The sequence below is a fragment of the Bradyrhizobium sp. BWA-3-5 genome, assembly GCF_032917985.1.
GTDB lineage: Bacteria > Pseudomonadota > Alphaproteobacteria > Rhizobiales > Xanthobacteraceae > Bradyrhizobium.
This window is the reverse complement of record NZ_CP136626.1, coordinates 1,379,166-1,392,565: the sequence shown is the minus strand read 5'-3', so window position 1 is coordinate 1,392,565 and position 13,400 is coordinate 1,379,166. Positions and strand designations below refer to the sequence as shown.

Genomic DNA, 13,400 nt, shown 5'->3' with positions numbered 1-13,400 from the left:
TCCCTGCAGCAGCAAGGACCGGCTTTTGGAAGGTCGCCCCTCTCCCGCAAAGGGAGAGGGAAGCGCGTCACATCGGCGGGGTCAGGCCGTCGCGGCCGACGCTGACGCGGCTGGTCTCGAGCGAGCCGTCCGGCAGTTTCTTCATGAAGGCGATTACTTTGGCGCCCGGCTTAAGGTCGGACTTGTCGGCCGGAACATAGGTCACGACAGGCGTCTCTGGCGAGACCACGACCTTCTTCTCGCCGCCCCGATACTTGATCGTCAGGGTATGGCCGTCATTGCCGACCACGGCGTCCGCCACCGTGGCGTTGGTCATGGTGGAGTTGGGCCGCAGATCGTAGGGCCGCGAGCCCTCGCCGGTGCCGCGCATGTTTTCCGGAAACACATGCACCTCGACCGCGTTCTGGCTGCCGTCGGGGCCCGGCACCGTGGTGGTGCCGATGAAGGAGCCGACCTTGATGTCCGACAGTGCAATTTTTGTGATCCCGACGACGTTGACGTCGCCGGTCATGTTCAGCTTGACATCCTCGCCGCCGCGCGACTTGACCGCGAGCACATTGCCGTCGACGGCCTCGATGGTGCCGCGGACGCGCGTCGGCGTCGGCGGCTGCTGGGCGATCGCGTAAAGCGTGGAACCGGTCACCATCGCGACGGCGACAAGCGGGCGAACGAACTGAAAGCGGTGAACGGGCATGCTGGGATCTCCGGTGGCGGCACTGACGTAGCCATTGACCCCGGCTGATCAAAAAAATTCCGGCTCAACTGTCCGCGAGCGGCCGATCATGTATTCGTGAGATCGGCTTCGACCAGCGCGCGAAGCTCCGCGGTTACCTCGGGCCGCCGGCCGAACCACAATTCGAAGCCGCGCACCGCCTGATGCAGCAGCATGCCGAGCCCGTCGGCCGTCTTGAGGCCGCGCGCCCGGGCCGCCGCCAATAGCGGCGTGTCGAGCGGCACGTAAACGAGATCGGCGACGACGGCCTCGCCCGGCAACAGCGCGACGTCGATTTCGAGCGGCGCCTGGCCCTTCATGCCAAGCGAGGTCGTGTTCACCAGGAGGCCCGTGCGCGGCAGGAGATAGCCGATCGCATCCCACGCGCCAGGCACGACGCGCGCGCCGAACTCATCCGCCAGCGCCTGCGCGCGCACCGTGGTGCGGTTGGCGAGATGGATGCGCTTGATGCCACGCTCGAGCAGGCCGAACAGCACGGCGCGCGAGGAGCCGCCGGCGCCAAGCACCAGCGCTTCGTCGCATCTGCTCCAACCATCGGCGCAGGCATCGAGATTGTTGATGAAGCCTTCGACGTCAGTATTGGTCGAGCAGAGTTCGCCGTCGGCAAACCACAGCGTATTGGCCGCGCCGACTGCGCGCGCCCGCGCATCCGGTTTCGACAGCGCCAGCGCCTGCTCTTTGTGCGGAATGGTGACGTTGGCGCCGACGAAGCCGCGCAGCGATAGGCGGAAGATGAAATCCTTGAACTCGTCCGGCGGCACCGCCTCGATGACATAGCCGCCCTCGATGCCGAGCGTGCGCAGCCAGTAGCGATGGATCAACGGCGATCGCGAATGCGCAGCCGGCCATCCAATCAGGCAGGCGGCAGGGGGTTTAGACACAGCGGTTCTCTGCGGCGTGGGACACGAGGCTTTCCAAAATTCTTGGAAGGCGATCCATTTCGTGTCCCGCCCGGCATGTCAAGCGCACGGGTGGCGCTTCCCCTCTCCCCGTCCTTCACGGGGAGAGGGAGCCCGCAACGTCACGCCGCGACGCGATGCGCGGCGATGATCTGGTCGGCGGCGCGGCCGGTGACCTCGGCCATGCGGTCGAAGGTGCGCGTAAAACTGCCGGCGCCGGCGGTGGCCGAGCGCAGTTCCACGATCAGGTCGCCGATCTCCGCCTCCGGCATGGTGGCGCGGACGCAGTCCCAGCCGGTCCAACCCTCGCGGGTGTCGAAGCCGAGGATCTGGCCGCGGCGCGCCGACAGGATGGCGTTGATCTTCGCGGTCGCCTCGGTCGGACAGACGATCTCCACCACATGGATCGGCTCCAGCAGCACCGGCTGGCACTGCGGCAGCCCTTCGCTCATGCCGATCCGCGCCGCGGTGCGGAACGCGAGATCGGAGGAATCGACGCTGTGATAGGAGCCGTCGGTCAGGGTGACGTGAACGTCGATGACGGGGAAGCCGAGCGGGCCTTTCGCAAGGCCGTCGACCACACCCTCCTCCACCGCGCCGATATAGTTGCGCGGCACCGCGCCGCCGACGACCTTTTCGTGGAATTCGAAGCCGGTGCCGCGCGGCACTGGCTTGATCTCCAGCACGACGTCGCCGAACTGGCCGTGGCCGCCGGACTGCTTCTTGTGGCGGCCGCGCTGGGTGATCGATTTGCGGATGGTCTCCTGATAACCGATCGCGGGCGGCTGCGACTTGACATTGACCCCGAACCGGTCGCGCAGGCGTTCGAGCGCGACGCGCAGATGCATCTCGCCCTGCCCCCACAGCACGATGTCGTGGGTGCGCGGATTCTGGATCATGGTCAGCGACGGGTCTTCCTCGTTCAACCGCAGCAGCGCCTGGCCGAGCTTGACGTCGTCCTTGCGGTCATTCGCCGAGAGCGACATCGCGAGCACCGGCGGCACTGGTGCGATCTGCACGAGCGCCGCTGGCGCGGTCTTCCCGCTGGACAGCGTGTCGCCGGTCTTGACCGCGTCAAGCTTGCCGAGCGCGACGGTGTCGCCGGCTTCCGCCGACGGCCGCTTGGTGTCGTGCGCGCCGCTGACGGCGAGAATGCCGGACACGCGTCCGGCCTCACCGGAAGACGATTGCAGCGTCGCGCCGTCATCGAGGTGTCCGGCGAGCAGCCGCACCAGCGACAGCTTGCCGCCGTGCTGCAGATGCAGCGTCTTGAACACGTAGGCGAGTGCATCCTTTTGCGGCGATGCGCCGAGGCGCTTTGCCGTCTCGGCGATCCCGGGCGCTTCATGGCGCAGCGCTTTCATCAGCCGCAGCACGCCATTCTCACGCGCCGCCGCGCCTAATAGCACCGGGCAGATCACGCCTTCGCGCAGTTCACGGGCGAGATCGTCGAACACCGCGTCGCGCGGCGGCGGGATGTCTTCCAGCAGCTGCTCCATCAACGCATCGTCATGGTCGGCAAGCTTCTCCAGCATCGAGAAGCGCGCCTCCTTCTCGCGGTCGAGATTGCCGCCCTCCAATGCGACCACTTCGGACGGCTTGTGCTCGCGGTAGACGAAGGCGCGTTCGAGCGCGAGATCGACAAAACCTTCGATCAACTCGCCGTTCCAGATCGGAATCTGCCGCAGCACCAGCGGCACGCGCGAGGCCGGCTGCAGCATCGCCAGCGTCTCGCGGATGCGCTGGTTGGCGCGATCGATCTTGTTCAAAAACAGAAAACGCGGAATGCCGAGATCCTCCAGCTCGCGCAGGATGATCTGCAGTTGCGGCAGCTTCTTCTCGTCCGCCTCGCAGACCACGACCGCGGCATCGACGGCGGGCAACGCGGCGCGCATGTCGTGCGCGAACTCGACCGAGCCGGGACAATCGATAAAGGTGTAACTGTCGCCCATGAAGGTGGTGGAGGCGGCGGAAAGGCCGACCCCCATCTTGTGGTGGCGCGCCTCGGGGGTGGCATCGCCGACGGAAGTTCCGGCATCGACGCTGCCGGCATTTTTAATGGCGCCCGTTCGCGCCAGTATGGCTTCCAGAAGTGTGGTTTTACCGCTTTGGAAAGGGCCCACCAGCGCGATGCACCGTGGACCACGGGGACTTCTGACGTCTTGTCCCATTGCCGCCTCCTTATCTTTGGAGCTCGGCCCGTGATTGGGTCGGCGACTTCCAATGCTCCGCCCGTCCGGACGATTTGGCAAGCGGGAAAAATTCGCTGCGGTGCATCCAGTCGATATTGGCGTTCACCTCCGGCCAGCCGGCTCCCGGGTCCGCTCACCCTCCCCCAAAATCTGGAACTTGAAGCTAATTCTCATCTAACCGGTAACCGCACCCGATCCTTCCGAAGCCGGATCAAGCATGATCCGCAGTGCGACGGCGAAGCGCTCGATATCGACGTGCTCGTCCCAGGCAATCTGCAGCGAGATACCTTGCAGGACCGCGACCATGACGCGGGCGGCCGATGCCGGATCGAGATGCTTTGGCCAGCGCCCGCCGCGTTGCGCCTGCGCGATCATCGGCGCCAATACGTCGACGGCCTGTGAAACGCCCGCCAGTGCTTCGCGCTTCAGTCGTGGATTGGAAAGGCTCTCCGCCCAAAGCTGCACGGCCAAATGGCGCCATCGCCTTTCCTTAGGGCTGCGCAATTCGAGCACGAACCCTTCGACAAGGCGCCGCAGACTGGTGTCGATGTCAGGCGCGGCCAGCGCGGATTCCATGCGTCGGCGTTCCATCGCGTGGCGTTCGGATGCGATCGCCATCGCGATCTCGGTCTTGCCCTTGAAATAGCCGTAGATCGCGCCGGGACTAAGCCCGGATTCCTCGACGATGTCCTGCACGGTCGCGGCATGAAAGCCTTCGCGCGCAAAGCATGTCAGCGCGGCATCGAGGATGCGCCCGCGCTGCTCGTTGGCGCGCGCCGCCGAAATCCTAGGCATCGCCGACTTCCGCAAGCACCGTGTGATAGAAGCTGTAGCCGTGCATGTGGCAGCCAGCCTGCCCGATCACCCGCTCGCGGTACTGATCGGCGCCGAGATCGCTCACCAGCCTTAGCCCGCGCTCGCGCAGGAACGCGGGCAATTCGCTCGGCAGCAAGCCGAACCGCCAAGGTTCGCCTGATACGCCGACCTTGGCGATGACCTTGTCGGCGCCATCGAACGCGACACTGCCGTCGATCGCGCCCTCATGAACATAGGTGAAGATGAACCGGCTGCCTGGCGCGAGCCGGCCGGCCCAGCGCATCACGCCGCAGACCGCCTCACCGGTCAGATACTGGCTGACGCCTTCCCACACCACGATCGAGCGCCGCGCCGGATCGAAGCCGGCATCGCGCAGACGCTGCTCGAAATCATCGATCTCGAAGTCAACGGCGACGAAGGTCACCCGGTCCAGATCGGCTCCGGCGGCCTGCAATCGCTGCCGTTTCACCTTTGCCGTCGCGGGGTGATCCACTTCAAAGACCTTGACGGTGGCGAGCGCGCCGAGCCGCCAGGCCCGCGTGTCGAAGCCCGCGCCGAGCAACACGATCTGTTCGGCCGGTCCGATCGATTCCGCGATCCAGTCGTCGATCAGGCGCGTGCGGGCGATGCCGGAGGTTCGCGCGCCCGGCCATTGCCGGTCGATGTAGCGCGCAAGCATGCCGCCGACCGGGCGTATCGCGAGCAGCCTGGCCGATAGCCGCAAGTTTCCCGGCAACAAGGCGATGGCCAGCGGGTCGGCAAACACGCGTTGCCCGGCACCCTTCGCATGCTCTGACGCCCGGAACATGGCCATGTATTCGGCAGTCCGGCTCGGCTGATGCTGCAGCACTTTTGCGCCTCCCTCAAAAAGAACGTTTATTCTTTTTAAGACCAAACGAATGGCCGGTCAAGATGGCCCTTGAAGTAAATGAGGTGCGGCTAATTAACGCCCCGGGCGCAATTCCAAGGCTTCCAATCCGGCAGCAATGCTGACGCCAACCTGGCCCTGCAGGCTGAGGGGCTGCAGCGCGATCGAATTGGCGGAGCCGCCGACCAGCACGTTGCCGCCGACACCGACGCCGAGCGTGGCGCTGCCCTGCGCGCCGACATAGTCGCCGGAGAGGCCGCCGGGGCCGAGCTGCGCGACCGGCGCGAACACCGCCCAGGCCAGCGCCGATTCCTGGGTGAGGCCGAGATCGAGCCCGACCTTGCGGATGGTGGCGATGTAGCGGTCCTCCGGCATCCCGTCGGCGCGCAGCACGCAGCCGAGATTGGTAACGGAGCCGACGATGAACCCGACGCTGGCGCCGCCCCGGCACTCCAGCACGCCGACCTGCACGCGCTGCATCTGCTGCGCGCTGACGCTGCCGATGGAGGAAGTCAGCGCGGCGAGCGCAGCAGCAGCAAGAATAAGGGAACGACGCATGAAGTAATCTCCGAAGGAAAGGTGATGCGAGCAGAGAATAAGAACAAGGCCTTGCCCGCGGCGCTCGCGGTTCTATGCCATAACATTGTGGGTCGTACCACAATCGCTGCGACCGTCATTCCGGGGCGCGCAAAAGCGCGAACTATGGTGCGCAATTGCGCATCTGAGAATCTCGATCGAGTAAAATGACCTCTGGTCCTTCGGACCATCCCGGAATGACGGTTGCGACCAACAAAAAGGCCCGCTTGCGCGGGCCTTTTCGGTGAGCGTGTGATCCTCAGCCGCGGCGGTGATGGCGGCGATGGTCGTGGCGGCGCGGGCCGCCATTGCCGTAGAAGGGCTGCAGCTCGAGGCCGGCGATCCCCGCGGTGACGTTGAGACCGGTTTGGCCCTGCAGGCTGATCGGCTGCAGCGCATAGGCATTGGCCGGGCCGCCGACCAGGAAGTTGCCGCCGCCGCCGATGCCGATCGAGGCGTTGGCGCCGACGCCGCCGTAAGAGCCGGCGAGCTCGCCGCGGCCGAGCCGCGTGGTCGGCGCGTTCACCGCCCACTGCAACTGCGTCTGTTCGGTGATGCCGAGATCGAGGCCGATGCGCTGCACCCTGGCGATGTAGGGCTCGGGACGGCGGCCTTCGCTGCGGAACACGCATTCGAGGTTCGCAACCGAGCCGACCACGAAGCCAACATTCTGACCGCCCTGGCATTGCAGGATGCCGGCACGAACCGGCGGCGCCGCATCAGCGCCGGCGATCGGCGCGAGCATCGCAAGCGTGGCGAGTGTCAATGTCAGGAAGCGCATAAGTCCCAGTCTCCGCATGATGATGAACAAATCTGGCGGAGCGGACAGGATGGAAGCGCCGTGTCGAAAACATGGCGCGCCGGCAAAAAAGATGACGCTTTGCAAAGAAGCGATCAAAACATCGCGACGTGCGATGTGATTTGACGCGCCTTCTTCTTTCTGAAGCGTTTTCTTCGCGTAAACAAAAGCCGTCCTGCACAATATGCAGGACGGCCTGGATCGCAAAACGCGGTCTATCGCAAATTGCCGCAGAAGCGCTGGATGCGTTTGCAGGCGTCCTCGAGGTCCGAGGTCTTGGTCGCATAGGAAATCCGGAACGCCGGTCCGAGGCCGAACGCGGAACCCTGCACGACGGCGACACCTTCAGCCTCAAGCAGCTCGGTGACGAAGTCCTCGTCGTTTTCGATCACCTTGCCTGATGGCGCGGTCTTGCCGATGGTGCCGGCGCAGGACGGATAGACGTAGAACGCACCCTCGGGGCGCGGACATTCGATGCCTTTGGCCTGGTTGAGCATGGAGACTACGAGGTCGCGCCGCTCCTTGAAGGTCTTGTTGTGGACGGGGATGAAATCTTGCGGCCCGTTCAGCGCCTCCACCGACGCCCACTGCGCGATCGACGACGGGTTCGAGGTCGACTGCGACTGGATCGTCGCCATCGCCTTGATCAGCTCGGCAGGGCCGCCGGCGTAGCCGATGCGCCAGCCGGTCATGCAATAGGCCTTCGACACGCCGTTCACCGTCAGCGTGCGGTCGTAGAGTTTCGGCTCGACCTGCGCGGGCGTTGCGAACTGGAAGTCATCATAGACGAGGTGCTCGTACATGTCGTCGGTCATCACCCAGACATGCGGATGCTTCACCAGCACATCGGTGATCGCCTTCAGCTCGGCGCGCGTATAGGCGGCGCCGGTCGGGTTCGAGGGCGAGCACAGGATGATCCATTTGGTCTTCGGCGTGATCGCCTTTTCAAGATCGTCGGGGCGCAGCTTGAAGCCGCTGGAGGCCGGGCACACCACTGCGACCGGCTCGCCGCCGGCGAGCGCCACCATCTCCGGATAGCTGACCCAGTACGGCGCGGGAATGATCACCTCGTCGCCCGGATTGAGCGTCGCCATCAGCGCGTTGTACAGCACCTGCTTGCCGCCGGTGCCGACGATGATCTGGTTCGGCTTGTAGGTCAGGCCGTTCTCGCGCTGGAACTTGGCGATGATCGCTTCCTTCAGTTCGGGAATGCCGCCGACATCGGTATACTTGGTCTTGCCGGCCTCGATGGCGCGGATCGCCGCCAGCTTGATGTTGGCGGGCGTGTCGAAATCCGGCTCGCCGGCGCCCAGCCCGATGACGTTGCGGCCCGCCGCTTTCAGCGCGCGCGCTTTATCCGTGACCGCGATCGTCGCGGACGGCTTCACACGGGCGAGCGAGGCAGACAGGAAGGGCATCATCATCTCCTGGCAAACGTCGTGAGCTCTGAAATTCACGACTCTTTTTGATGGGAACGGGGCACCCTACGGCGCTGGGCGCTGCATCGCAAGAAGCTTGGCCAAATATGGGCGAACTTTAGGGAACATTTAAAGCTGGCTCGGTACGGTCAGAGCAATATCGGCGCAATATTCATAAAATTCCGCGGTGAAATGACTCATATCCAGCAAAGCCAGCTTGTCCAGCGATTGGCTCACGGCCACAGACAGGCGCACATGGCCGTGTCGGTCCGCAGGCCCGCGGCATGCCGAGATGACAGTCTGGACGGTTATCGGCCTGTCGGCAGCCGTCATCGCCGACTGCGGTAGCCGCGGAACTGGCGGCCGGCGCGTGGTTCTATCGCTCCGTCCGTGGCGAACAGCGGCTCGGGGCCATTCTTGCGAGCACCGCGCAGATCATCGGCTTCGCCGCGGTCGGGGCCCCCTTGTCCTACATCGCGGCCACAGCCGGCTTTCCGCTACAGGGCGCAACGTTCGATGCGTGGGATCGCTATCTGCATTTCGACTGGGTGCAGATGATGACCTGGGTCTCCTTGCATCCCCGGATGCAATGGATCCTGGAGCTCGCCTATTTCAGTTTCGCCGTGCAAACGGTTACCACCGTGCTCGCACTCGGCATTGCCGGGCAGCTCGACCGATTCAGTACTTTCGTCCTCGCATTCGTTTGCACGACATTGGTCACCATCGCGATATCGGCCATCTGTCCCGCGGCGGGGCCGTGGCTCTTTCTCGATCTCCAGCCATCGATGGCAAACGGTTTCCTGCCTGCCTCGTCGACCAGTTGGCCGGTCTTCCTCGGACTGCGCGATGGCACGCTGCACACCGTCTACGGGTTGAACTCGGAACGCATCATCACGTTTCCGAGCCTGCACGCGGCGCTCGGCATCCTGTTCGCCGTTGCGCTATGGCGGGTCAGCGTGGTGCGATGGATCGCACTCGTCCTGAACGGACTGATGGTGATTGCCACTCCCGCCTATGGGAGCCACGACGTAGTGGACGTGATTGCGGGGATATTGATTGCGGCAGTGTGCTGGGTCACCGCTGTACGCCTCTTCGCCACTGGCCCGGACTCGACGCCGGAGTATCTCGCCACGATTGAAGATCCGCCCCGATCGTACCCGAGGCCGTATCCGAAGCGGCATCGGCTGCGAGTCGCGCAAGCTTGAATCGGTCTGACAGCCTGCTCTCGACCATGTGATCAGTGCCATGGCATGGTATGCTGCGCGTGTGCAGTGCAGTAGAGGATTTCGACTTTTTCCATTCTGCGGGACTTGCGACGCAGTCGCATCGGCATCATTGTCTAGCCGCGTTGCGGTGCGATCCGCCGATAACGCGGGCGCGCAACTGCGGCGTGCGTGCTTCCCAAGGTCCGGGTGAAATCCAGAACGATGTACAAGCTCTATTCGATGCAGCGCTCCGGCAACAGCTACAAGGTCCGCCTTGCGCTGGCGCTGCTCAACGCGCCTTATGAGGCGATCGAGGTCGACATTCTCCGCGGTGAAAGCCGCACGCCGGAGTTTCTGGAAAAGAATCCGTCGGGACAGGTGCCGCTGCTGGAAGTCGCGGAGGGACGCTACCTCGCCGAGTCCAACGCCATCCTCTGGTATGTCTGCGGCGGCACGTCGCTGGCGCCGGAGTCGCGGGTCGAACGCGCCGAAGCGCTGCAATGGATGTTCTTCGAGCAACATGCACTCGAGCCCAATATCGGCGCCGCCTATTTCTGGCTGTCGCTGGTCAAGGGCGGCCGCGACCTGCAGACACATGCGCTGGAGGACTGGATGGAGCGCGGCTATGCGGCGCTGCAGGTGATGGAGAACCATCTGAAGACCCGCGCCTATTTCGCCGCGGGGCAGCTCACGGTCGCCGACATCGCGCTGTACGGCTACACCCATGTCGCCGACCGCTGCGACTACGATCTCGCCACCTTCCCGGCCATCCGCGCCTGGCTGCGGCGCGTGGAGCAGATCCCCGGCTTCGTGACCATGGACTGGCGGCCGGAGATCGTGCCCGACGACGAAGCTGGCATCGCCGCCGGCGCGTAACGCGGCCGCGTCCAGCGGCCGCACCACTCACTTTCCCGCGAGCACGGCGTCGAAAGTTAACATTAGCGGGCATAACATTAACCTTTGCCGTGATTTGGCCATTTTCGACGTCCGACCGCCGCAATATTGCCGGTCGGGATTGCAAAATCTCCTGAGGTTGCGGGTGATTCGACTCGCGCAACAAGGATCTGGACCAATGATACGGTCACCCTGTGCGGCCGGCTTCGAAGGTAGCCGTGCGCCCGTTGCATCTTCGAGATTGCTTGGCGCCATCGCAACTTCGCTTGCGATCGGCACGTTATCGCTTTGCCTGATGGTCACCCTGACGGTGCTGTCGATCCAGGCCACCGTCGCGATGCCCATCCCGTGATATCAACGGCCTTTTGTTTGCATCATTAGCGAACACGCGATGAGAGCATCGCGATGTGGACCAGGATGAAGACACCTGTCGGCCTTGTCACCGTCGCGCTGACGGTAGCGATCCTGCTTGCCCTGTCGTTCCTGATTGCTACCGGCACCCGCGGCGAGCAGCCCGGATTCGACTCCTCGGCCGGCGAGCTCGAGGTGCGCACCATCGCGCGGGGCCTCGTCCATCCCTGGGCGCTCGCTTTCTTGCCTGATGGAACGATGCTGGTGACTGAGCGTCCCGGCCGCATGCGCGTGGTTTCAGTGGAAGGACAGCTCTCGCCGCCCCTCAAGGGCGTGCCCGAGGTCTGGGCGTCAGGCCAGGGCGGCCTGCTCGACGTCGTCACCGACAAATCCTTTGCGCAGAACAGGACCATCTATTTCTGCTACGCCGAGCGGGCCGAGGGCGGCGGACGTACTGCAGTTACGCGGGCCAAACTCAATGACGACAAGGGCCGGCTCGACGAGGTCAAGGTCATCTTCCGCCAGCAGGGGCCGCTGTCGTCGGGCAATCATTACGGCTGCCGCATCGCGCAGGCTGACGACGGCAATCTGTTCGTCACGCTGGGCGAACACTTCGCCTATCGCGATCAGGCGCAAAGCCTCGGCGATCATCTCGGCAAGGTGATCCGGATCGCACCCGACGGTTCGGTGCCATCGGGCAATCCGTTCGCTGGTCGCGCCGACGCCAAGGGCGAGATCTGGAGCTACGGCCATCGCAATCCGCAGTCGCTCGCGATCCATCCCGCCACCGGCGAGCTCTGGGAGATCGAGCACGGCCCGCGCGGCGGCGACGAGGTCAACCTGATCGGCAAGGGCAAGAATTACGGCTGGCCGGTGATCGGCTACGGCATCGACTATTCCGGCGCGAAAATCCACGACGCGACCGCCAAGGACGGCATGGAGCAGCCGCTCAAGTACTGGGTGCCGTCGATCGCACCGTCGGGCATGGCGTTCTATACCGGAAAGCTGTTTCCGAAGTGGAACGGCAGCCTGTTCGTCGGCGCGCTGCGCGGCGCGATGCTGGTGCGGCTGACGCTGAATGGCAATGCGGTGACCGCGGAGGAACGCCTGCTGCAGAATCTGCACGAGCGCATCCGCGACGTCCGGCAGGGACCGGACGGCGCGCTGTGGCTGCTCACGGACAGCTCGAACGGGCGCGTATTACGCGTGGCGCCGGCCGCGAAGTGAAGACGATCTGCAGAAAGACGCACTCACCATCTGTGGAAGATCAGGAAGGCGCCGATCGCGATGAAGAGGAAGCCGAGGGCGTGGTTCCAGCCCAGCGGCTCCTTGAGATAGAGCACCGAGAATCCGGCGAACACCACCAGCGTGATCACCTCCTGCATGGTCTTGAGCTGCGCCGCCGAATACACCGCGCTGCCCCAGCGGTTGGCCGGCACCGCCAGCCAGTATTCGACGAAGGCGATGCCCCAGCTCGCCAGCACAACGGTCGGCAGCGCGCTTTCCTTGAATTTCAGATGGCCGTACCAGGCAAAGGTCATGAAGACGTTGGAGGCAAACAGCATCAGGACTGGCAGCAGCGTAGGCGAAACAGTAGGCATCGATGTCCTCTTTCCAAATTAGTCGCGCGGCCCAATCGGTGGCCGCGGCGAGGCGTTCCGCCACTTCGATATCATTTGATTTCAATTTTGCGAAAGCCCGCTTTATCGGTGCAACGCTCCCTTAAGACTGGCGGCAGAAACGCGTGCACGATTGCAACAATCAGGCATGCTTGGGCCTTACTCTCGGCAAGCGGCGAGAACCGGCATGCAGTTCAACTGGCACGCAATCTCCGGTCCGATCCTCACAGCAGCGACGGCGCTCCTCGCCTTCCTGATCGACCGGCATTTCGTTCCCGTCCCCAATCCTGCGCCGCTGTTCGTCTGCATCGTTGCGCTTTCTGCTGCGAGCAGCGGCATCGCCTCGGGCATGGCGAGCGCCGTCATTGCGGTGGCATCATCCGCGCTGTTCTTCCTCAACCACCGCGCCACGCCCGGCTACGACATGTCGGACCTGTCGCGCATGCTGCTGCTGGCGGCGACCGCCGGCGGCACCGCGCTGATCACTGGCCTGCTGCGGCAGAAATGGATCGATACGCTGGCGTGGCAAGACAAGCATCACGCTACCGCCGATCGGCTGTCGGCCGCGCTCGACCAGGTCGATATCGGCATTGTGCTGCTCGATGCCGACACCCGCGCCGAATTCATCAACCGCGCCTTCCGCGATTATTTCAAGCTGTCCGACGCGCAGGCCGACAGCAAGCCGCCCTTCATCGCACTGATGTATCACAGCCGCGACACCGGCGCCTGGCAAATGCCCGAGGACGAGCTCAGCGCCTTCATCGCCAAGCGCACCGAGATGATCCGGACCGGCGATTCAACGCCGATCAACATCAACCTCGCCGATGGCCAGGTGCTGCGCTTCACCTGCACGGCGCTGCCCGACGGCGGACGCATGCTGAGCTACATGCCGGTCACCGACCTCGTCCGCCACTCCGATGATCCCGGCAGCGCCGACTATTATCGCGCGCTGCGCGGCAGCCGTCGTAGCCTTGCCCACCATCTCGGCGCCGCGGAATAGCGGCCCGGCGTAGACAGAGAGCAGCGGCTC

General features: G+C 64.4%; 15 protein-coding genes. 5 read left to right on the top strand and 10 right to left on the bottom strand.

Annotated elements, in window-relative coordinates; all coding sequences use genetic code 11:
• Positions 1 to 67 precede the first annotated feature (67 nt).
• From RX331_RS06735 to RX331_RS06695, 9 genes are all read right to left on the bottom strand, one after another.
• Entirely contained in the window at positions 68 to 694 is a 627-nt protein-coding gene (locus RX331_RS06735) for a hypothetical protein (RefSeq protein WP_317255830.1), read from the bottom strand.
• A gap of 86 nt (positions 695 to 780) precedes the next feature.
• On the bottom strand, positions 781 to 1,614 hold the full coding sequence (locus RX331_RS06730; RefSeq protein ID WP_317255829.1) for a shikimate dehydrogenase: 834 nt from the start codon (positions 1,612 to 1,614) through the stop codon (positions 781 to 783).
• A gap of 140 nt (positions 1,615 to 1,754) precedes the next feature.
• Entirely contained in the window at positions 1,755 to 3,803 is a 2,049-nt protein-coding gene (locus tag RX331_RS06725; RefSeq protein ID WP_317255828.1) for an elongation factor G, read from the bottom strand.
• Positions 3,804 to 3,998: 195 nt separating this feature from the next.
• Entirely contained in the window at positions 3,999 to 4,619 is a 621-nt protein-coding gene (locus RX331_RS06720) for a TetR/AcrR family transcriptional regulator (RefSeq protein WP_317255827.1), read from the bottom strand.
• The gene (locus RX331_RS06715; RefSeq protein WP_317255826.1) at positions 4,612 to 5,490 is read right to left on the bottom strand and encodes an SAM-dependent methyltransferase; all 879 of its coding nucleotides are present in this window, start codon (positions 5,488 to 5,490) and stop codon (positions 4,612 to 4,614) included. Before RX331_RS06715 ends, RX331_RS06720 begins: the two co-directional genes overlap by 8 nt.
• A gap of 93 nt (positions 5,491 to 5,583) precedes the next feature.
• Positions 5,584 to 6,066 (bottom strand): DUF992 domain-containing protein, encoded by a 483-nt coding sequence (locus RX331_RS06710; protein ID WP_410708139.1) that lies wholly within the window; start codon positions 6,064 to 6,066, stop codon positions 5,584 to 5,586.
• Between the two features lie 277 nt (positions 6,067 to 6,343).
• Positions 6,344 to 6,865, bottom strand: a complete 522-nt coding sequence (locus tag RX331_RS06705; protein ID WP_317255825.1) for a DUF992 domain-containing protein — start codon at positions 6,863 to 6,865, stop codon at positions 6,344 to 6,346.
• A 233-nt stretch (positions 6,866 to 7,098) separates the two neighbouring features.
• Entirely contained in the window at positions 7,099 to 8,301 is a 1,203-nt protein-coding gene (locus RX331_RS06700; protein ID WP_317255824.1) for a pyridoxal phosphate-dependent aminotransferase, read from the bottom strand.
• A 129-nt stretch (positions 8,302 to 8,430) separates the two neighbouring features.
• Complete coding sequence (locus RX331_RS06695; protein ID WP_317255823.1) at positions 8,431 to 8,634, bottom strand: hypothetical protein; 204 nt, start codon at positions 8,632 to 8,634, stop codon at positions 8,431 to 8,433.
• Positions 8,635 to 8,765: 131 nt separating this feature from the next.
• Between RX331_RS06695 and RX331_RS06690 the strand changes: the two genes are divergently transcribed.
• From RX331_RS06690 to RX331_RS06675, 4 genes are all read left to right on the top strand, one after another.
• Positions 8,766 to 9,506 carry a phosphatase PAP2 family protein gene (locus tag RX331_RS06690; RefSeq protein WP_317255822.1) on the top strand — a complete coding sequence of 247 codons (741 nt, stop codon included), beginning with the start codon at positions 8,766 to 8,768 and terminating at the stop codon, positions 9,504 to 9,506.
• Positions 9,507 to 9,728: 222 nt separating this feature from the next.
• Positions 9,729 to 10,382, top strand: coding sequence for a glutathione S-transferase family protein (locus RX331_RS06685; protein ID WP_317258045.1), 654 nt, complete (start codon positions 9,729 to 9,731; stop codon positions 10,380 to 10,382).
• A 196-nt stretch (positions 10,383 to 10,578) separates the two neighbouring features.
• Entirely contained in the window at positions 10,579 to 10,752 is a 174-nt protein-coding gene (locus tag RX331_RS06680) for a hypothetical protein (RefSeq protein ID WP_317255821.1), read from the top strand.
• Positions 10,753 to 10,817: 65 nt separating this feature from the next.
• Positions 10,818 to 11,978: a PQQ-dependent sugar dehydrogenase gene (locus RX331_RS06675; protein WP_317258044.1), complete on the top strand. Its 1,161-nt coding sequence runs from the start codon at positions 10,818 to 10,820 to the stop codon at positions 11,976 to 11,978.
• A 23-nt stretch (positions 11,979 to 12,001) separates the two neighbouring features.
• On the opposite strand, the gene RX331_RS06670 is transcribed toward RX331_RS06675, so the two are convergent.
• Entirely contained in the window at positions 12,002 to 12,352 is a 351-nt protein-coding gene (locus RX331_RS06670) for a DMT family protein (RefSeq protein WP_317255820.1), read from the bottom strand.
• A gap of 205 nt (positions 12,353 to 12,557) precedes the next feature.
• Between RX331_RS06670 and RX331_RS06665 the strand changes: the two genes are divergently transcribed.
• The gene (locus tag RX331_RS06665; protein ID WP_317255819.1) at positions 12,558 to 13,370 is read left to right on the top strand and encodes a PAS-domain containing protein; all 813 of its coding nucleotides are present in this window, start codon (positions 12,558 to 12,560) and stop codon (positions 13,368 to 13,370) included.
• Positions 13,371 to 13,400: the final 30 nt, after the last annotated feature.